Below are 17,788 nucleotides of genomic sequence, written 5' to 3' on the forward strand. Positions count from 1 at the left end.
CCCGACACCTGCACGCCCCCGTGTCGCACAAGTGTCCCTGACGGCGGCGGGCCGGGGCACGAGAACCGCGGAGCGCCCCGCCTTGCCGGGCGTCAGCCGAGCGGCAGCGTCACCGTCCGACTCCCGCTGTACGGCGAGTAGTTCCCGGCCTCGTCGTAGGTGCGGGCCCGGTACTCGTAGGCGAGGCCGTCAGCGGCCTGCGGGGCGCAGACGGTGACCTTGGCCGGGTCGAGGCGCGGGTCGTACGTCTTGTCCAGGACGACCGACCAGGTGGCCGCTCCGGCCGCGCGGCGCGTGATCTCGAAGCCGGAGAAGTCACGGATGGGGGCGGGGGTCCAGTCGGTGGCGGTGGCCTGTACGCCGCCCGCGCAGGAGCCCAGGGCCAGGTCCGGGGCGTTGGCGGGGGCGATGCCGTCGGGGACCTCCAGCCACAGCTCGTTGAGCGCCGTGGCGCTGATGTTGCTCGGGTTGGGCGTGGTGGTGCCGCCGTCGTTGGTGACGAGGACGCGGTAGTGACGGGTCTCGCCGTCGGCGGCGATGGGGGCGGTGGTCCAGGTGTTGCCCTTGGTGGTGCCGAGGGTGACCCAGCGGTAGTAGCCCTCGATGAGGTCGTTGCTCAGGACCGTGTAGTGGTCGAAGTGCGGCTCGGTGTTGAGGGGCCACTTCAGGGTGACCTTGCGGGTCGCCTTGTCGAAGGTGCCGGTCAGGGAGGTGACTTCGGGCAGCGGCCGCACGATGACGTCCGCGCTGCCGGCCGAGGTGTTGCCCGCCTTGTCCCTGGCGCGCACCTCGTAGTAGTAGGGCGTGCGGTCGTAGGGGTTCACCAGGGGGTCGGTGAAGCTGCGCGCGGTGGTGGAGGCGGTGACGGTCGTCCAGGTGCCGGAGCCGACGGCCCGCCGGTGCAGGGAGTATCCGGCGAGGTCCATCTCCTTGTTGCCCGCCCAGGAGACGGTCGTCCGGCGGGCGGTGGTGTTGTACGCGGTCGCCACGCCGGTGGGGGCGAGCGGTTTCACCGTGTCGTACGCGGCCGCGGTCCGGGGCTCATAGCTGAAGCCGACCTTGGCGGCGCCGCTCCAGTTCGCGTAGTCGACGCGGACGGTGTGCCGGCCGGAGGGCACGGTGAGGCTGACGCTCCGGGAGCGCGCGGTGTCCCCGGTGTTCGCCCACAGGTCGATCTTGCGGACGCCGTCCAGATAGACGCGGGCTCCGTCGGTGGCGGACACGGCGAACGTGAAGGGCCCGCCGGAGCCGAAGTCGCGGGACACCCACCAGCGGACACCGAAGTTGTTCGCGGCCACGCCGGCGGCCGGGCTGCCCGCCCAGCTCTCGGCGACGGCGGCGTCGCAGTCGGTCCTCACGGGCGTCCCGGAGAACGAGGTGTTGTTGTAGAACGTCCGCATCGGGACGTTGGTGGAGCAGGTGACACCGGCGGCGGCCGCCTGCGGGGCGACGACCACCAGACCGCCGAGCACGACGGCGGACAGGACGCCACCGCCGAGCGCGGCGACGAGACTCTTCGAAGACACGGGGACCCTTCGGCCAGAACAGAGAAAACACTCAGCCCGAAGACTCCCGACCGCCCCCGAAGGTTGCCCCCAACGTGCCCGGAAACCCGCCCCCGACCTGCACGGACACCACACGACCCCACGCCGAAGGGCCGGCACCGGGGATCACCCCCCGCACCGGCCCTTCACCCTCTGAGCCCCCTGTCGGGTTCGAACCGACGACCCCCGCTTTACAAGAGCGGTGCTCTGGCCAGCTGAGCTAAGGAGGCAGCGAGTGAAGTGTAACCAACCCGGCCCCGGGGGCGGTCGGAAATCTCACGGGCCCTTGAGTGCTGACAGAACGGGCGGCGGCAGGTAGCGTCACCTGCGGTTCACCCTGGTGGACTAGACCTCAATCCTTCCTTTACTCGGATCGTCCGGCACGTTCCTGCCGGTGAAGGGACGCATCACCATGGCTTCCGTCACGTTCGACAAGGCCACCCGGGTCTACCCGGGTGCCACCAAGCCCTCCGTCGACCAGCTCGACATCGAGATCGCGGACGGCGAGTTCCTCGTCCTCGTCGGCCCCTCCGGCTGTGGCAAGTCGACCTCCCTGCGCATGCTCGCGGGTCTCGAGGACGTCAACGCCGGCTCCATCCGTATCGGTGACCGCGACGTCACGCACCTGCCGCCGAAGGACCGGGACATCGCGATGGTGTTCCAGAACTACGCGCTGTACCCGCACATGACCGTCGCCGACAACATGGGCTTCGCGCTCAAGATCGCCGGTGTCAACAAGTCGGAGATCCGCGCCAAGGTCGAGGAGGCCGCGAAGATCCTCGACCTCACCGAGTACCTCGACCGCAAGCCGAAGGCGCTCTCCGGCGGTCAGCGCCAGCGTGTCGCGATGGGCCGCGCCATCGTCCGCGAGCCGCAGGTCTTCCTCATGGACGAGCCGCTGTCGAACCTCGACGCCAAGCTCCGCGTCTCCACCCGTACGCAGATCGCCGGTCTCCAGCGCCGCCTGGGCATCACGACCGTGTACGTCACGCACGACCAGACCGAGGCGCTCACCATGGGCGACCGCGTCGCCGTCCTCAAGGACGGTCTGCTCCAGCAGGTCGACACCCCGCGCAACATGTACGACAGGCCCGCCAACCTCTTCGTCGCCGGCTTCATCGGCTCCCCGGCCATGAACCTGGTCGAGGTCCCGATCGTCGACGGCGGCGTGAAGTTCGGCACGAGCGTCGTCCCGGTCACCCGTGACGCGATCGCCGCCGCCTCCGCCAACGGCGACACCACGGTGACGGTCGGCGTCCGCCCCGAGCACTTCGACGTGCAGGGCGCCACCGGCAAGGACGGCCTGGCCGTCACGGTCAACGTCGTCGAGGAGCTTGGCTCGGACGGCTTCGTGTACGGCACGACCCGCGTCGGCGGCGAGGACAAGGAGCTCGTGGTCCGCGTCGGCGGCCGCGACGTGCCCGCGAAGGGCTCCACGCTGCACGTCGTCCCGCGCGCCGACGAGCTGCACGTCTTCTCGACCTCCACGGGCGCCCGCCTCAGCGACTGAGACCGCCCGAAACGGGCCCGCCTCAGTGACTGAGACCGCCGCCCGGAACGGACGCGCCTCAGCGACCGAGACCGCGCCCGAAGCACTGCCGTACGGCCCCGCATCTCTTGCAGATGCGGGGCCGTTCGTTTAAACGGGCTTACCCCCGAAAACCCCGGCATTCGGGGCCCCGCCCCCACCCCCGCGTCAACACGTAATTCGAAAAGCCGCCTCGAACCATCCCTCGCGAGAGTGACTAAATGTCGCCATATCACTACCGGCCGCTACGCTCGCCTGCGTGACGCACACTGCCCGCCGAATCGGCCGCTCTCTCGCCCTCGTCCTGCCCGTCGTCCTGGTGCTCTCGGGAACGCTCGCGGTGTCCGCCGTTCCGTGGGCCGGCCAGGACTCCGGCACCCAGCTGACGGCGTCCTCCACGGACGTCTCCACCCGGGCCAAGTCCCGTGCCCCGCAGGATATTCTCCGCGACCAGCTCCTCGCAGAGCTTCAGACGAAGGACCCCGGCGTGGCCCTCACCCACCTCCAGCGCGAGGTGGAGAACCGGCCCTCCCTCGCCAAGCACTGCTTCTCCATCGCCCGCGCCCTCGGCCGCGCCGCCGTCGAGCACTACGGCCCCTCCCGCGCCCAGTCCTTCTCCCGCCCGGTCTGCGACACCTCGTACGCGACCGGCGTGATGCGCGCGAGCTGAACGGCCTGACGCATACCGGGCGCCTATCGTTCCCCGTATGCACACCACTCCGACGCAGGCCGTGGTCCTGGCGGGCGGCCAGGGCTCACGGCTCCGCCCGTACACCGACGACCGCCCCAAGCCGATGGTCGAGATCCCGGGCACCGGGACCCCGATCATCGGCCATCAGCTTTCCTGGCTGGCCGCCGAGGGCGTGACGGACGCCGTCGTCTCCTGCGGCCATCTCGCCGAGGTGCTCCAGGACTGGCTGGACTCCGCGAACCTGCCTCTGAGGGTGACGACGGTCGTCGAGACCGAGCCCCTCGGCCGCGGCGGTGGTCTCAAGTACGCCGCCGCGCACCTGCCCGCCCCGGACCAGCCCTGGTACGCCACCAACGGCGACATCTGGACCCGCTTCTCGCTGCGCGAGATGGCCGCCTTCCACGCCGAGCGGGACGCCCTCGCGACGCTCGCCCTGGCCCGCCCCCGGATCCCGTGGGGCGCCGTCGAGACCGACACCTTCGGGAACATCACCGACTTCATCGAGGCGCCGCCCTCGCCGTTCCTGATCAACGCGGGCGTGTACGTCTTCGCAGCGGCCTTCACGGAGCTCCTCCCCGACGTCGGGGACCACGAGCGCGCCACCTTCCCGCGCCTCGCCCGCGAGCGCCGCCTGGCCGGCTTCCCGCTGCCCCACGGCGCCTACTGGCGGGCCATCGACACCGCCAAGGACCTCACCGAGGCGGCCAAGGAGCTCGCCGCCCAGAAGGCCTGACAGGGCGGAGGCATACGAGAAGGCCGGCACCCCTCGGTGCCGGCCTTTCCGTTCCCGTACGTCAGCCCAGCAGGCCGCCGATCGGGTTGTGCGCGCCGCCGCCCGTCGAGCCGCTCTCGGACGGGGTGCTGGTGGAGCCGGTCGAGCCGCCGCTCGTCGTGCCGCCGCTGGTGCCGCTCGGGCTGTCGCTCGTGGACGGCGGGGCCGCCGGCTTCGACTGCGTGGGCGTACGGCTGGTGGTGCCGGTGCTCGTGCCCTGGGTCGAGGTCGGGCGCTGCTGCTCCTGCGTCCGGGTGGACTCGCGGGTCGTCTCGGTGGGCCGGGTGGCCTCCTCGGTCTTCTCGCTGCGCGCGGGCGCCTCGCTGGTCGCCGTGGCGGGCTCGGGCGCGGTGGAGGCCGCCTTCGACGGGGCGCTGCTCGTCGGCTCGCCGGGCAGCGGCTGGCCGGGGAGGTGGTTGATCGGGTCGTCGTTGGGGCCGGGGACGGTGACCATCTCGGTGGAGCGGACGGCGCCGCCGAGGACGGACCCGACGAGGAGGGTGAGGCCGACGACGACGGCGGCGAGGAGGGTGCTGCGGCGGGTGACCCGGCGGCGCAGGTCCCAGAGTTCGGCGCGGGGGCCGAGGGTGCGCCAGGCCTCGCCGGCGAGCCGGCCGTCGAGGGAGTAGACGGGGGCGCCGGCGATGATCAGCGGGGACCAGGCGGCCAGGTAGATGATGTCGGCCGAGTCGTACACCGGGACGGTCTTCCAGCTGACGGTCAGCAGGAGCGCGGCGGAGAGCAGGCCGCCGACGACGGCGGCGACCCGCTGCCAGAGTCCGAGGACGGTGAGGACGCCGACGACGACCTGGAGGAAGGCGACGGTGAGTCCGGCGCCGACGGGGTGCTGGAGGGCGAAGTCGCGCAGCGGTTCGGCGAGGGCCCAGGGGTGGAGGGAGTTGAGCCACTTCACCATGGAGCCGCGCTCGCCGCCGTCGAAGTAGACGGGGTCGCAGAGCTTGCCCATGCCCGCGTAGATGGAGATGAAGCCGAGGAAGACGCGGAGCGGGAGGAGCACGACGCCGAGGTTCATCCGGCGGCCCGGGTAGTAGGCGTGCCGGACGTTGTCCTGTCCGTGGCGCTGTGCCGTCCGGGCGTGCGGCGCTTCGTGCCCGTACGGCTCGGTGGGCTCCGGCCGGAGGTCGTACAGCTCGTCGTAGGCGCCCTCGGCGCGGCGCATCGGCGGCAGCAGCGGCGCGGCCTCGGCGGGCACCACGGGAGTGGGCATCGTGGTGTCGACGCGTGGGATGGCCTGGGTGTCGCCGACGCCGTGGCCGCCGTGTCCGACGGGTTCGAGCGTGGAGACGGAGGACTCGCGCACGGCCTGGAGGAGGCCGGTCGCGCCCGGCGCGGACTTCCCGCTCCACACGACGGGGCGGCGGCGGGGGCCGCCCGCGCCCACTCCGGACAGGGCGGCGGTACGGGCCGCGAACTTCGGCTGCGGGGCCGGCGCGAGCCGCACACGGAAGCTGGCGTGGTTCACGATCACCTGGGCGGGATCGGAATCCACCTTGACCATGCTCAGCGCGGGCTGATCGTCGAACCCCGGCCGGGGCGTTCTGGTGTCCACACTCATCTAACCGAGTGATGTGCGGTTAGGACACTGCCTTGACGGTTGCCAAATGTCCGAGGCCCGTCAAGATCACGGCCGGGGCGCGTCCCTCGTTCGGGTCAGCCCATGCGGCGGCGGGCCGCCTCGTAGAGCACGACACCGGCGGCGACGCCGGCGTTGAGCGACTCGGCGCCGCCCGGCATCGGGATGCGGACGAGGAAGTCGCAGGTCTCGCCGACGAGGCGGGACAGGCCCTTGCCCTCGGAGCCGACGACGATGACGACCGGGCCGCCCAGCTCCTCCAGCTCGTGGACGTCGCGGTCACCGTCGGCGGCGAGGCCGACGACCGTGACTCCGGCCTTCTGGTACTGCTCCAGGCAGCGCGTCAGGTTGGTGGCGCGGGCGACCGGGGTGCGGGCGGCGGTGCCGGCCGAGGTCTTCCACGCACCGGCGGTCATGCCGGCGGCGCGCCGCTCGGGGACGACGACGCCGTGGCCGCCGAAGGCGGAGACGGAGCGGACGACGGCGCCGAGGTTGCGCGGGTCGGTGATGCCGTCGAGGGCGACGATCAGCGGGTCGTCGTGGTCGTCGAAGGCGGCCGCGACGAGGTCCTCGGGGTGCGCGTACTCGTACGGCGGGACCTGGAGGACGAGGCCCTGGTGGTTGAGGCCGTTCGTCATCCGGTCGAGCTCGGGGCGCGGCGCCTCCATGATGTTGATGTTGCCGCGGCCGGTGGCGAGGTTCAGGGCCTCGCGCACGCGCTCGTCGTTGTCGATGAACTGCTGCACGTACAGGGTCGTGGCGGGCACGCCGTCGCGCAGGGCCTCGAAGACCGGGTTGCGGCCGACGACCATCTCGGACAGGCCCTTGCCGCCGCGGCGGGCGACGGGCTTGCGCTTGGCCGCGTTCCGGGCCATCGCGTTGGAGACGCGGAAGGCCTTGTGGCCCTTGCGGTCCTCGGCCTTGGGGGTCGGGCCCTTGCCTTCGAGGCCCTTGCGCCGCTGGCCACCGCTGCCGATCGTCGCACCCTTCTTGTTGGACGTGCGACGGTTCCTGCGCTGGCTGTTCCCGGCCATGACTACTACCTGTTTCCTCTGAAGACGTACGAAGTCTGTAACTGAAGTGTGCCGCCCGGTGTCCCGAGCGGCACGTCTTCTAACGGTTGCCCAGCGTCCAGCGGGGGCCGTCGGGGCTGTCCTCGATCACGAGGCCGGACTGGTTCAGGTGGTCGCGGATCGCGTCCGCGGTCGCCCAGTCCTTGCGCTCGCGCGCCGATTCGCGCTGCTGGAGCACGAGGCGTACGAGGGTGTCGACGACGCCGTGGAGCTCCTCGCCGCCACCGGTCTCCTCGGCCCAGTGCGGGTCGAGGGGGTCGAGGCCGAGGACGCCGAGCATGGCGCGGACCTCGGCGAGGCGGGCGATGGCCTCGTCCTTGTCGTCCGCGGCGAGGGCGCTGTTGCCCTGGCGGACGGTGGTGTGGATGATCGCGAGCGCGTGCGGCACACCCAGGTCGTCGTCCATGGCCTCGGCGAAGGCCGGCGGCACCTCGGCGGCGGGGGCGACGGTCCGCCCGGCCTTCTCGGTGGCGCGCTGGACGAAGCCCTCGATGCGGGCGAACGCCGACTCGGCCTCGCGCAGGGACTCCTCGCTGTACTCGATCATCGAGCGGTAGTGCGGGGTGCCCAGGTAGTAGCGCAGGACGATGGGGCGCCAGTGCTTCACCATCTCGGACACCAGCACGCTGTTGCCGAGCGACTTCGACATCTTCTCGCCGCTCATGGTGACCCAGGCGTTGTGCACCCAGTACTGGGCGAACTCGTCGCCGAAGGCCTTGGCCTGGGCGATCTCGTTCTCGTGGTGCGGGAAGATCAGGTCGAGGCCGCCGCCGTGGATGTCGAAGGCGGAGCCCAGGTACTTGTGGGCCATGGCCGAGCACTCCAGGTGCCAGCCGGGACGGCCGCGGCCCCACGGCGTCTCCCAGTCGGGCTCGCCCGGCTTGGTCGCCTTCCACATGGCGAAGTCGCGCGGGTCGCGCTTGCCGGTGATGCCGTCCTCGGAGGGCTGGCGGAGGTCGTCGATGTCCTGGTTGGACAGCTCCAGGTACCCCGGGAAGGAGCGCACGTCGAAGTAGACGCTGCCGTCCGCCTCGTAGGCGTGGCCGCGCTCGATCAGACCCCGCATCATCTCGATCATCTCGGGGACGTGACCGGTGGCGCGGGGCTCGTAGGTCGGCGGGAGGCAGCCGAGGGCGTGGTAGCCGTCGTTGAAGGCGCGCTCGTTCTCGTAGCCGATCGACCACCACGGGCGGCCCTGCTCGGCGCCCTTCTTGATGATCTTGTCGTCGATGTCGGTGACGTTGCGGATGAACGTGACGTCGTAGTCGCGGTACGCGAACCAGCGGCGCATGATGTCGAAGTTCAGCCCCGACCGGATGTGGCCGATGTGCGGGGCCGCCTGCACGGTGGCACCACAGAGGTAGATCGAGACGCAGCCCGGTGTGATCGGGGTGAAGTCACGGATCTGCCGGGCGCTGGTGTCGTACAGGCGAATAGTCACCACTCCAGGGTAGTGGGCGTGTGGTAGTGCCCTGCGACCGATTCCCGGAGGCAGGGCACGATTCTCACCACCGCCGGGGCGATACGGGGCGGCTGTCGGAGCGATACAGGGGTGCCGCCGCGGCGATACGGGGCTGCCACCGCGGCGGTACGACGCCACTGCCGCCGCGATACGGCGCTGCTACCGGGCCGATACGGGGTAGACGAGGGCGGTCGCGAGGGCGGCGAGGCCCTCGGCGCGGCCGGTGAGGCCGAGCCCGTCCGTGGTGGTGCCGGAGACGGAGACGGGGGCGCCCGCCGCCTCGCTGAGCGCCTTCTGCGCCTCGTCGCGCCGCTTGCCGACCTTGGGGCGGACGCCGACGACCTGCACGGCGATGTTCCCGATCTCGTACCCCTCGGCGCGGACGATCCGGGCGGCCTCCGCGAGCAGGGTGACGCCGGAGGCGCCGGACCACTCGGGGCGCGAGGTGCCGAAGTGGGCGCCGAGGTCGCCGATGCCGGCGGCCGAGAAGAGCGCGTCGCAGGCGGCGTGGGCGGCGACGTCACCGTCGGAGTGCCCGGCGAGCCCGTACCCGTCGCTGTCGGGGCCTTCCCAGAGGAGCCCCGCGCACCACAGCTCGCGGCCCTTCTCGAAGGCGTGGACGTCGGTGCCGATGCCGGTACGGGGAATCAGGGGAATGAGGGGCTGCTCAGAAGCCATCGTTGGCCCTCCTGCGGGCGAGTACGGCCTCGGCGAGGACGAGGTCGAGGGGACGGGTCACCTTGAAGGCCTCTTCGTGGCCGGGCACGACGACGACGGGCGCGCCGAGCCGCTCGACCATGCCGGCGTCGTCGGTGGCGCCCTCACCCGTGAGGGCGATGGTCGCGTGCGCGTTGACCAGGGTGTCGTGGTCGAAGCCCTGCGGGGTCTGGACGGCGCGGAGGCGGGCGCGGACCGGGGTGGCGACGACCTGCTCGGGGTCGCCGGGCTTCTCGGCCGGCTCGACCTCCTTGACGGTGTCGGCGACGGGCAGCGCGGGGACGACGGCGACGGCCCCGTCCCGTACGGCCTCGATGACGGCGTCCACGGTCTCGACGGGGACCAGCGGGCGGGCCGCGTCGTGGACGAGCACGGTGGTGATGCCCTCGGGGAGCGCCTGGAGGCCGAGGTGTACGGACTCCTGGCGGGTCTCGCCGCCCGGGACGACGAGGTAGTCGGTCCGCTCGGGCAGGGCGTGGTCGTCGAGGAGGTTCTTGACCTCGGCGGCACCGTCGGAGGGTGCGACCACGACGACGAGCGAGACCGCGCGGGAGGCGGCCATCGCGCGGACGGCGTGGATGAGCATGGGGGTGCCGTTCAGCGCGCGGAGCGCCTTGGGGGCGCCCGGGCCGAGGCGTACGCCCCGCCCTGCGGCCGGGATCACCACGGCGGTACGACTGGGACGCGCTTCGTCTGACATCGGTTGCACTCCGGCAGGTTTGTTTCCGCGGCCGACATGGGTATGGCCTCAGCGTGCCGGACGCTCCGCCATGACCGGGCCCTTTCCGTGACGACGGTCGAGGCGTGGCCGCGTCGGCACAGGGGCTCGGACGTAGAGAAGTTCAGGGGGTGCGGGTTACTTCAGCGGTGCGGTCACATGGACGCGCCGTGTACAAGCGCCCGTACGTGGGCTCTCGTGCATCGGCTTCGCCCATGGGCTCATACACGCGAACATGCCGCAGCGCCCGGCGACAGCACTGTGTGGATCACAGTACGCCAGCGGGCACCGCGGCATTGCTTCACTGCTCGACCGCTTCAGGTGCGGCTCAGGACGCGAGGACCTCGTCAAGGAGGGCCTCGGCCTTGTCCTCGTTCGTGTTCTCCGCGAGGGCCAGCTCGCTCACCAGGATCTGGCGGGCCTTGGCGAGCATGCGCTTCTCACCGGCGGAGAGTCCGCGCTCGCGCTCACGACGCCACAGGTCGCGCACCACTTCGGCGACCTTGATGACATCGCCGGAGGCGAGCTTCTCGAGATTTGCCTTGTAGCGACGGGACCAGTTCGTCGGCTCTTCGGCGTACGGCGCGCGCAGCACCTCGAAGACCCGGTCCAGCCCGTCCTGACCGACCACGTCGCGAACGCCTACGAACTCCGCATTGTCCGCCGGCACACGAACCGTCAGGTCGCCTTGCGCGACCTTGAGCACCAAGTAGGTCTTGTCCACGCCTTTGATCTGGCGAGTTTCGATGGCCTCGATCAGCGCGGCCCCGTGATGGGGATAGACCACGGTGTCGCCAACCTTGAACGTCATGTGACAGGTACCCCTTCCGTGGCTATCCAGGGTAACACGGATTCGGCTTCTTCTGAATGGCGTTTCCGCAGGTCAGGGCATATCTCGGGGCTTGACAACGGTGACACGGACGTGCTGCGGAGGGCTTCCGGAAGGCGGTATTCGCAGGTCGGAGCGGCTACGTCGACGCAGAGAAACGCGCACGTTACACCCACCTGGAGGCCCTCCAGGGAGGGGCGATGTCCCGTTTTGTCGGGTTCGGAGTGACCTTCTTCGCCTACTCCGTTCGAGGATCGCCCACCCGTCCGGAGGCACGCCGGGGAGATTCCCGAAATTGATCAGCGGACATCAAGTGACATCGGTACGGGATTTTCCGCGGGGGTCGCCGCGGGGAATGCGGGGACTCCCCCGAATTGATCAAGGCGGTTATGTGAACAACAGGTCAATGGGTCGTGATCCGGCCACGCGGGCCGACGCGCGCCGGGTGACGGGAGGGCGCGGCGTACGGGCACCCCGGGGACAGCTGTGACCGTTAGGGGCGGGTCGGGTGCGGGACGCTGAGTGAGGCTCGGTAACCTAAGCGCGCTGACACACCTTTAGCTGTCCCTTAGTTCCCACGCCTGTCCGTTCGTCCTAGGAGATGCCGCCGCCGTGAGCCGCAGCCTTCGACGCGGCGCCCTCGCCGCCACCGCCACCGTGTTCTCCGTCGCCGCGCTGTCCGCCTGTGGTGCGGGCAACGACGCACAGACGCTGCAAGTGCGGCCGGACAACGCCGCCGTCACGGTGGACGACGTCAAGATCCAGAACGCGCTGGTCATCACCCAGCCCGAGCCCGGCGTCAAGGGCCCGGCCGCCGTCTCGGCCACCGTCTTCAACAACGGTTCCCTGCCGCAGACCCTCGACTCGATCAGCCTGCCGGGCCTGCGCGCCGCGGTGGCGCTGAAGCCCGCCGAGGGCACGGGGCCGATCGTCGTCCCGGCCCACGGCTCCGTCGTCATCGGCGGCGAGGGCAACGCCTCCGCCGTCGTCCTGAACGGCTCCGAGGCCGCCCGCGACGGCGACGCGCAGAAGGTCGTCTTCAAGCTGAGCCGCACCGGCGACGTCGCCCTGAGCGCCTTCGTCGTCCCGGCGAAGAGCTACTTCGAGAAGTACGGCCCGAGCGTCGTCCCGGCCCTCCCGGAGGCGGCCCCGACCGCCTCGGCGACCGCTTCGGCGACCGCGTCGGCGACCACCACGCCGACCACTCCGGCGTCGCCCTCGGGCGAGCCGACGACGGCCGGTCACTGATCACCGGTCGCTGATCAGTGATCACTGATCACGTACGCGTGAAAGGGGCGCCCCCACCAGGGGGCGCCCCTTTCACGTATCCGCAATCCGGTTTACGGCTCGAACTTGTACCCCAGGCCCCGGACCGTCACCCGGTACCGCGGCGCGCCGGGGTCGGGCTCGAGCCCCATCCCGGACGCGCCCCTCGCACTGCGCGGCCCCAGGGGGCCACGCAGGCTTCGGGACGCTGCGCCGGACTCCGTCCGGCCCCATCCGGGCCCGGCCGGCCTACGGCTCGAACTTGTACCCCAGGCCCCGGACCGTCACCAGGTACCGCGGCGCGCCGGGGTCGGGCTCGATCTTGGCGCGGAGGCGCTTGACGTGGACGTCGAGGGTCTTGGTGTCGCCGACGTAGTCCGCGCCCCAGACCCGGTCGATGAGCTGCATACGGGTCAGCACGCGGCCCGCGTTGCGCAGCAGCATCTCCAGGAGGTCGAACTCCTTGAGCGGCAGGTCGACCTTGCCGCCGCCGACGGTGACGACGTGGCGGTCGACGTCCATGCGGACCGGGCCGGCCTCCAGGGCCGCCGGGGTGACCTCCTCCGGCTCCCCGCGGCGGCGCAGCACCGCGCGGATGCGGGCGACGAGCTCCCGCGAGGAGAAGGGCTTGGTCACGTAGTCGTCGGCTCCTATTTCCAGGCCGACGACCTTGTCGATCTCGCTGTCCTTGGCGGTCACCATGATCACCGGGACGTTCGAGCGGCCGCGCAGCTGGCGGCACACCTCGGTACCGGGCAGGCCCGGAAGCATCAGGTCGAGGAGGACGAGGTCGGCTCCGTTGCGCTCGAACTCGTCGAGGCCGTCGGGCCCGGTCGCCGCGACGGCGACCTCGAAGCCCTCTTTGCGGAGCATGTACGACAGGGCGTCGCTGAAGGATTCCTCATCCTCGACGACGAGCACTCGGGTCACGGAAGGACCTCCGGGGCGGTAAGCGGTTCGGTCATGAGATCAGGGGTGGGAGAAGAGGCGGGCCGGCGGTCCCGTACGGCGCCCGCCTCGGGCAGCCGCAAGGTGAAGGTGGAGCCCTGACCCTCGGTGCTCCAGACGGTGACCTCACCGCCGTGCGAGGCGGCCACGTGCTTGACGATGGCCAGGCCGAGCCCCGTACCGCCGGTGGCACGGGAGCGGGCCGGGTCGACGCGGTAGAAGCGCTCGAAGACGCGCTCCTTGTCCTTGTCGGGGATGCCGATGCCCTGGTCGGTGACGGCTATCTCGATCACGTCGCCGGCGGGCGCGGCGACGTGGCGGGCGGCGATGCCCACCCGTGTGTGCGCCGGTGAGTAGTTGACGGCGTTCTCGACGAGGTTGCCGAGGGCCGCGGCGAGCTGGCCCCGGCTGCCCCAGACGTACAGGTCGGCGGCTCCGCCGGAGACCATGGTGATCTGCTTCTTCGAGGCGGGCTGCCGGGAGCGGTCGATCGCCTCGGCGACGAGCTCGTCCACGGACACCGGCTCGGAGTCCTCCAGCGGGTCGTCGTTCTGGACGCGGGAGAGGTCGATGAGCTCCTGTACGAGGTTGGTGAGGCGGGTCGCCTCGATCTGCATCCGGCCGGCGAAGCGGGTGACCGCCTCGGGGTCGTCGGAGGCGTCCATGACCGCTTCCGAGAGCAGGGAGAGCGCGCCGACGGGAGTCTTGAGCTCATGGCTCACGTTGGCGACGAAGTCGCGCCGTACCGCTTCGATACGGCGGGCCTCGGTGAGGTCCTCGACCAGGAGCAGCACGAGCCGCGAGCCCAGCGGGGCGACCCGGGCGGAGACGGCGAGGGCCTCGCCGCGTCCGGTGCCGCGCCGGGCCAGGTCCAGCTCGACCTGTCGTATCTCTCCGTCCCGGCGGGTGTCGCGGGCCATGTTGAGCATGGGTTCGACGGCCAGTTTGCCGCCCCGGACCAGGCCGAGCGCGTACGCCGCCGAGCTCGCCTTCACCACGGAGTCGCTCTCGTCGAGGACGACCGCGGAGGAGCGCAGCACGGAGAGCACGGTGTCGACGCCGGGCGGGAGCACGGCGTCGGTGTGCAGCGAGGTACGGGTCGGGCGCGCCTGGTCGCGTTCGCTCCAGCGGAACGCCAGCATGGCGATCACGCCGGTGCACACGCCGGCGATCGCTGCCAATGCGGCGACCGCCGCGTTCACGTCCATGCCTCCAAGGTTATGCGGGGTCGCGGACACTCTCCCAGCCGTCCGAGTGGCTGCTCGAACAGTCGTCGCCCAGAGTTCACCATGGAGATACGGGTGGTTCATTTGTACTGGGAGCCAGGGTGACGGGCGTCGCCCAGAGTTCACCTAGGGGAAAGTGCCGGTTCACATCAGGGGGTGGAACCGGACGCACTGGGGGCCGAACGTGGGAGCGTGGGGGTCCGAGCCCCACCCGGACCCCGGAGTTTTGCGGAAAGAGGGACATCCATGCGGGACGCGTACCACGAGGAACTGGACTCGATCGGCGAAGGCCTGGTCGAGATGGCCCGGCTGGTCGGGTCGGCGATCGGGCGCGCCACGACGGCGATGCTCGACGCGGATCTCAAGCTCGCGGAGAGCGTGATCGCGGCGGACCAGAAGGTCGACGACCTCCAGCACGACCTGGAGGCGCGGGCGATAGCGCTGCTCGCCCGGCAGCAGCCGGTGGCGACGGACCTGCGGATCGTGGTGACCTCGCTGCGGATGAGCGCCGACCTGGAGCGCTCCGGCGACCTGGCGCAGCACGTCGCGAAGCTGGCGCGGCTGCGGTTCCCGGCCACGGCGGTGCCGCGGGACCTGCACGCGACCATCCTGGAGATGGGCCAGCTGGCGCAGCGCCTGATGGCGAAGGCCGCGGAGGTCATCATCACGAAGGACGTCGACCTGGCGCTCCAGCTGGAGCAGGACGACGACGAGATGGACCTGCTGCACCGGACGCTCTTCCAGCACCTGATGGACGACCGCTGGAAGCACGGCATCGAGACGGCCGTGGACGTGACGCTGCTCGGCCGCTACTACGAGCGGTTCGCGGACCACGCGGTGTCGGTGGCGAAGCGCGTCGTGTACCTGGTGACGGGTGAGCACGCGGACGAGCTGCAGTCCGCGGATGCGCCGGTGGAGGGCGCGTAGGCGCACGGGCGCCGGTGAAGGGCGCGTAGAGGCGCACGGGCGCCGATGCGCCGTTGATGCGCCGGTCCGGGTGGGCATGCAATGGGGGGAGGCGAAGCTCGCCTCGACTAGGGAGGGACCCCATGGCCGAATCCCCCATGACGACCGACTCCACGCCGGAGGCGCCGCGCGAGGCGGTGTTCCTGCCGGTGCTCGGCGCCTGCGGCTGCGGCTCGGGCTGCGGCTGCGGCTGCCAGTCGGGCTCGCCGTGCCAGTGCGGGGGCTGCTCGGGCTGACCGGTGAGAGGGGGTGGAGTGCGGATCCCGCACTCCACCCCCTCTCCCCTTTCTCTGTGGCCTACGGCTGGAAGAAGAACACCGACCGCAGCTTCAACCGGTCACTGGCCGGGCGGCCGTGGGGGCGGAGGGTCCAGTCGTCGCCGGAGCAGTCGGGCCCGGTGAAGACGATCGCGTACTCGTCGGTGTCGTTGTGCGGCGCGAACGCGGGCTCGGAGGCGCTCGGGTCGGCGACCTCGGGGAGCGTGACGCACCCGCCGCTCGGCGGGTCGAGCAGCGTGGCCCGCTGCGTCTCGCCGTCGAGGCCGACGAAGGAGTAGCCGAAGTCGCCGGTGGCGGCGTGGGCGGGGGAGGCCAGGGTGGCGGTGAGGGCGAGGGCGCCGCAGACGGCGGCGACGGAGTGGCGGAGACGCACGGGGTTCTCGTTTCGATGAATGCGATGAATGCGAGGGAGACGGCCAAGGTCACCTCATCCCTGGCCCCGTCCCCCGCCCCGTAAGCGGCGCACCGCAGCCGGAAGGTTTCGCCCTCACCCGACCGGCCCAGCGACCCCCTCTACGGAGTGAAGACCTCTTCGAGCTGGTGAATCGCCCCGTCGTCCCCGACCTGGTACCGGAAGACGAGCCCCGAGTCCGGGTGGGCCTTCACCCAGTCGATCAGTTCCTGCACGCCGATGCGCTGGTTCTCGGTGCTGGTGACGATCGGGTTGGTGGCGGTGACGTACGCGGCCTGGTCGAGGGCCCAGCGGCTCTCCTCGCCGGTGACGACGAACGGCTCTCCGTCGGAGTCGGGCGACCCGCAGCCCCAAGCCCCGTGCTGGACGACGAGGTTGACCTTCCCGGTGCTGCCGTCGAGCTCCTCGATCCGGTAGAGGGCGAACTCGTGGGGGTCGACCTCGTCGGGCCCGGGCGTCGCGTCGACGCAGGTGGGTGCCGGCGCGGCGGTCTTGGGCTTCGGCGCGGGCGTGGGCTTGGACGTCTTCGTCGCGGCCGGCTTCTTCACGACGGGAGCGACGGTCGGCGCGTCGGTGGGGGCGGCGGTCGGCGTGCCGCCCCCACTCGATACGGCCGGTCCGGGAGCGGCGCTGCTCGCGGCGGTCGCACTCGGCGCGGCACCACCGGCGGCGGCACCGCCCTGCTGACACCCGGTGAGCACGGCGGCCAGCGCGCCGGCGGCGAGCGCGAGGACGGCGGGTCTGAGACGGTCGGCGTTCATAGGGAAGTCCCCCTGTTCACGGGCGGCCACCACACGGCCGCCCCCTGCCCGGGAACGTAGCAACGCCGCTCCCCGGACACAGCACCTCACCGCGCGATGTCACACACCTGGAACCTCCCCAGCACCCGGGCGGAACGCGAAAGCCCCCGACCGCGGAGGAACCGCGGTCGGGGGCCCGTCAGAGAAGCGCGCGGGGCTACTTCTTCTTGCCCTGGTTCTTGACCGCCTCGATGGCGGCCGCCGCGGCCTCCGGGTCGAGGTAGGTGCCGCCCGGGTTGAGGGGCCTGAAGTTCTCGTCCAGCTCGTAGGCGAGCGGGATGCCCGTCGGGATGTTGAGGCCCGCGATGTCGGCGTCCGAGATGCCGTCCAGGTGCTTCACCAGGGCGCGGAGGCTGTTGCCGTGGGCGGCGACCAGGACCGTGCGGCCGGCGAGGAGGTCCGGGACGATGTTGTCGTACCAGTACGGGAGCATCCGCTCGACGACGTCCTTGAGGCACTCGGTCCGCGGGCGCAGCTCCGGCGGGATCGAGGCGTAGCGGGCGTCGTTGGCCTGCGAGTACTCGCTGTCGTCGGACAGGGCCGGCGGCGGGGTGTCGTACGAGCGGCGCCACAGCATGAACTGCTCCTCGCCGAACTCGGCGAGCGTCTGGGCCTTGTCCTTGCCCTGGAGGGCGCCGTAGTGGCGCTCGTTGAGGCGCCAGGAGCGGCTGACCGGGATCCAGTGGCGGTCGGCGGACTCGAGGGCGAGCTGCGCCGTGCGGATGGCACGCTTCTGGAGGGAGGTGTGCAGCACGTCGGGCAGGAGGCCGGCGTCCTTGAGCAGCTCGCCGCCGCGCGTCGCCTCCTTCTCACCCTTGGCGGTGAGGTTCACGTCCACCCATCCGGTGAACAGGTTCTTCTCGTTCCACTCGCTCTCGCCGTGGCGGAGGAGGATCAGCTTGTACGGTGCGTCGGCCATGCGTACGAGCCTAGACGACCGCTGACGATTGACGCGCGTCGTCAA

Annotated in this window: 18 protein-coding genes, 1 tRNA gene and 1 pseudogene; 6 read left to right on the plus strand and 14 right to left on the minus strand. The window is 71.1% G+C overall.

Features of this window, described 5'->3' with window-relative positions:
- Nucleotides 1-92: 92 nt before the first annotated feature.
- Together ACZ7HT_RS12810 and ACZ7HT_RS12815 are read right to left on the minus strand one after the other, a co-directional pair.
- The gene (locus ACZ7HT_RS12810; protein WP_471163830.1) at nt 93-1,526 is read right to left on the minus strand and encodes a PA14 domain-containing protein; all 1,434 of its coding nucleotides are present in this window, start codon (nt 1,524-1,526) and stop codon (nt 93-95) included.
- A 174-nt stretch (nt 1,527-1,700) separates the two neighbouring features.
- A tRNA-Thr gene (locus ACZ7HT_RS12815) sits at nt 1,701-1,774 on the minus strand.
- Nucleotides 1,775-1,956: 182 nt separating this feature from the next.
- Here ACZ7HT_RS12815 and ACZ7HT_RS12820 point away from each other — a divergent pair.
- The 3 genes from ACZ7HT_RS12820 to ACZ7HT_RS12830 all read left to right on the plus strand — a co-directional run bounded on the left by ACZ7HT_RS12820 (nt 1,957) and on the right by ACZ7HT_RS12830 (nt 4,496).
- Nucleotides 1,957-3,054, plus strand: coding sequence for an ABC transporter ATP-binding protein (locus tag ACZ7HT_RS12820; protein WP_471163833.1), 1,098 nt, complete (start codon nt 1,957-1,959; stop codon nt 3,052-3,054).
- Nucleotides 3,055-3,331: 277 nt separating this feature from the next.
- Nucleotides 3,332-3,742, plus strand: a complete 411-nt coding sequence (locus ACZ7HT_RS12825) for a hypothetical protein (RefSeq protein ID WP_471163836.1) — start codon at nt 3,332-3,334, stop codon at nt 3,740-3,742.
- A gap of 37 nt (nt 3,743-3,779) precedes the next feature.
- A complete protein-coding gene (locus ACZ7HT_RS12830) occupies nt 3,780-4,496 on the plus strand; it encodes a nucleotidyltransferase family protein (RefSeq protein ID WP_471163839.1) in 717 nt (238 codons plus the stop codon).
- A gap of 61 nt (nt 4,497-4,557) precedes the next feature.
- Here the strand turns inward: ACZ7HT_RS12830 and ACZ7HT_RS12835 are convergent, their stop codons facing one another.
- The 6 genes from ACZ7HT_RS12835 to ACZ7HT_RS12860 all read right to left on the minus strand — a co-directional run bounded on the left by ACZ7HT_RS12835 (nt 4,558) and on the right by ACZ7HT_RS12860 (nt 10,910).
- The gene (locus tag ACZ7HT_RS12835) at nt 4,558-6,111 is read right to left on the minus strand and encodes a DoxX family membrane protein (protein WP_471163841.1); all 1,554 of its coding nucleotides are present in this window, start codon (nt 6,109-6,111) and stop codon (nt 4,558-4,560) included.
- Between the two features lie 95 nt (nt 6,112-6,206).
- Nucleotides 6,207-7,163: a 23S rRNA (guanosine(2251)-2'-O)-methyltransferase RlmB gene (rlmB, locus tag ACZ7HT_RS12840; RefSeq protein WP_471163843.1), complete on the minus strand. Its 957-nt coding sequence runs from the start codon at nt 7,161-7,163 to the stop codon at nt 6,207-6,209.
- 79 nt (nt 7,164-7,242) lie between these two features.
- Nucleotides 7,243-8,643 (minus strand): cysteine--tRNA ligase, encoded by a 1,401-nt coding sequence (gene cysS / locus ACZ7HT_RS12845; protein ID WP_471163845.1) that lies wholly within the window; start codon nt 8,641-8,643, stop codon nt 7,243-7,245.
- A 180-nt stretch (nt 8,644-8,823) separates the two neighbouring features.
- On the minus strand, nt 8,824-9,342 hold the full coding sequence (gene ispF, locus ACZ7HT_RS12850; RefSeq protein ID WP_471163848.1) for a 2-C-methyl-D-erythritol 2,4-cyclodiphosphate synthase: 519 nt from the start codon (nt 9,340-9,342) through the stop codon (nt 8,824-8,826).
- Nucleotides 9,332-10,081 carry a 2-C-methyl-D-erythritol 4-phosphate cytidylyltransferase gene (ispD, locus tag ACZ7HT_RS12855; protein ID WP_116159714.1) on the minus strand — a complete coding sequence of 250 codons (750 nt, stop codon included), beginning with the start codon at nt 10,079-10,081 and terminating at the stop codon, nt 9,332-9,334. Before ispD ends, ispF begins: the two co-directional genes overlap by 11 nt.
- Before the next feature lie 346 nt (nt 10,082-10,427).
- On the minus strand, nt 10,428-10,910 hold the full coding sequence (locus ACZ7HT_RS12860; protein WP_003953493.1) for a CarD family transcriptional regulator: 483 nt from the start codon (nt 10,908-10,910) through the stop codon (nt 10,428-10,430).
- A gap of 630 nt (nt 10,911-11,540) precedes the next feature.
- On the opposite strand from ACZ7HT_RS12860, the gene ACZ7HT_RS12865 reads away from it, so the two are divergent.
- Nucleotides 11,541-12,176, plus strand: coding sequence for a DUF461 domain-containing protein (locus ACZ7HT_RS12865; protein WP_471163853.1), 636 nt, complete (start codon nt 11,541-11,543; stop codon nt 12,174-12,176).
- A 92-nt stretch (nt 12,177-12,268) separates the two neighbouring features.
- Here ACZ7HT_RS12865 and ACZ7HT_RS12870 read toward each other — a convergent pair.
- From ACZ7HT_RS12870 to phoR, 3 genes and pseudogenes are all read right to left on the minus strand, one after another.
- Nucleotides 12,269-12,340: pseudogene (locus ACZ7HT_RS12870) on the minus strand (DNA-binding response regulator); the annotation flags it as partial.
- A gap of 103 nt (nt 12,341-12,443) precedes the next feature.
- Nucleotides 12,444-13,124, minus strand: a complete 681-nt coding sequence (gene phoP, locus ACZ7HT_RS12875) for a two-component system response regulator PhoP (RefSeq protein ID WP_188271409.1) — start codon at nt 13,122-13,124, stop codon at nt 12,444-12,446.
- The gene (phoR, locus tag ACZ7HT_RS12880; RefSeq protein ID WP_471163856.1) at nt 13,121-14,350 is read right to left on the minus strand and encodes a two-component system sensor histidine kinase PhoR; all 1,230 of its coding nucleotides are present in this window, start codon (nt 14,348-14,350) and stop codon (nt 13,121-13,123) included. Before phoR ends, phoP begins: the two co-directional genes overlap by 4 nt.
- 264 nt (nt 14,351-14,614) lie before the next feature.
- Here phoR and phoU point away from each other — a divergent pair, with 264 nt between their 5' ends.
- Together phoU and ACZ7HT_RS12890 are read left to right on the plus strand one after the other, a co-directional pair.
- On the plus strand, nt 14,615-15,295 hold the full coding sequence (phoU, locus tag ACZ7HT_RS12885; RefSeq protein WP_471163859.1) for a phosphate signaling complex protein PhoU: 681 nt from the start codon (nt 14,615-14,617) through the stop codon (nt 15,293-15,295).
- 122 nt (nt 15,296-15,417) lie between these two features.
- Nucleotides 15,418-15,570 carry a hypothetical protein gene (locus ACZ7HT_RS12890; protein WP_352028959.1) on the plus strand — a complete coding sequence of 51 codons (153 nt, stop codon included), beginning with the start codon at nt 15,418-15,420 and terminating at the stop codon, nt 15,568-15,570.
- A 61-nt stretch (nt 15,571-15,631) separates the two neighbouring features.
- Here ACZ7HT_RS12890 and ACZ7HT_RS12895 read toward each other — a convergent pair whose 3' ends face one another.
- From ACZ7HT_RS12895 to ACZ7HT_RS12905, 3 genes are all read right to left on the minus strand, one after another.
- Nucleotides 15,632-15,985 carry a hypothetical protein gene (locus tag ACZ7HT_RS12895; protein ID WP_471163862.1) on the minus strand — a complete coding sequence of 118 codons (354 nt, stop codon included), beginning with the start codon at nt 15,983-15,985 and terminating at the stop codon, nt 15,632-15,634.
- 140 nt (nt 15,986-16,125) lie between these two features.
- Nucleotides 16,126-16,785 carry a hypothetical protein gene (locus ACZ7HT_RS12900; RefSeq protein ID WP_471163865.1) on the minus strand — a complete coding sequence of 220 codons (660 nt, stop codon included), beginning with the start codon at nt 16,783-16,785 and terminating at the stop codon, nt 16,126-16,128.
- A 196-nt stretch (nt 16,786-16,981) separates the two neighbouring features.
- Complete coding sequence (locus ACZ7HT_RS12905; RefSeq protein ID WP_471163867.1) at nt 16,982-17,743, minus strand: phosphoglyceromutase; 762 nt, start codon at nt 17,741-17,743, stop codon at nt 16,982-16,984.
- Between the last annotated feature and the right edge of the window lie 45 nt (nt 17,744-17,788).

This window comes from Streptomyces sp. NPDC037410, assembly GCF_055602235.1.

Coding starts and splice junctions, on each gene's coding strand:
- phoR (WP_471163856.1), bottom strand. CDS start 14,350: ATGGACGTGAACGCGGCGGTCGCCGCATTGGCAGCGATCGCCGGCGTG.
- ACZ7HT_RS12905 (WP_471163867.1), bottom strand. CDS start 17,743: ATGGCCGACGCACCGTACAAGCTGATCCTCCTCCGCCACGGCGAGAGC.
- rlmB (WP_471163843.1), bottom strand. CDS start 7,163: ATGGCCGGGAACAGCCAGCGCAGGAACCGTCGCACGTCCAACAAGAAG.
- ACZ7HT_RS12830 (WP_471163839.1), top strand. CDS start 3,780: ATGCACACCACTCCGACGCAGGCCGTGGTCCTGGCGGGCGGCCAGGGC.
- ispD (WP_116159714.1), bottom strand. CDS start 10,081: ATGTCAGACGAAGCGCGTCCCAGTCGTACCGCCGTGGTGATCCCGGCC.
- ispF (WP_471163848.1), bottom strand. CDS start 9,342: ATGGCTTCTGAGCAGCCCCTCATTCCCCTGATTCCCCGTACCGGCATC.
- ACZ7HT_RS12835 (WP_471163841.1), bottom strand. CDS start 6,111: ATGAGTGTGGACACCAGAACGCCCCGGCCGGGGTTCGACGATCAGCCC.
- ACZ7HT_RS12820 (WP_471163833.1), top strand. CDS start 1,957: ATGGCTTCCGTCACGTTCGACAAGGCCACCCGGGTCTACCCGGGTGCC.
- ACZ7HT_RS12860 (WP_003953493.1), bottom strand. CDS start 10,910: ATGACGTTCAAGGTTGGCGACACCGTGGTCTATCCCCATCACGGGGCC.
- ACZ7HT_RS12900 (WP_471163865.1), bottom strand. CDS start 16,785: ATGAACGCCGACCGTCTCAGACCCGCCGTCCTCGCGCTCGCCGCCGGC.
- phoU (WP_471163859.1), top strand. CDS start 14,615: ATGCGGGACGCGTACCACGAGGAACTGGACTCGATCGGCGAAGGCCTG.
- ACZ7HT_RS12890 (WP_352028959.1), top strand. CDS start 15,418: ATGGCCGAATCCCCCATGACGACCGACTCCACGCCGGAGGCGCCGCGC.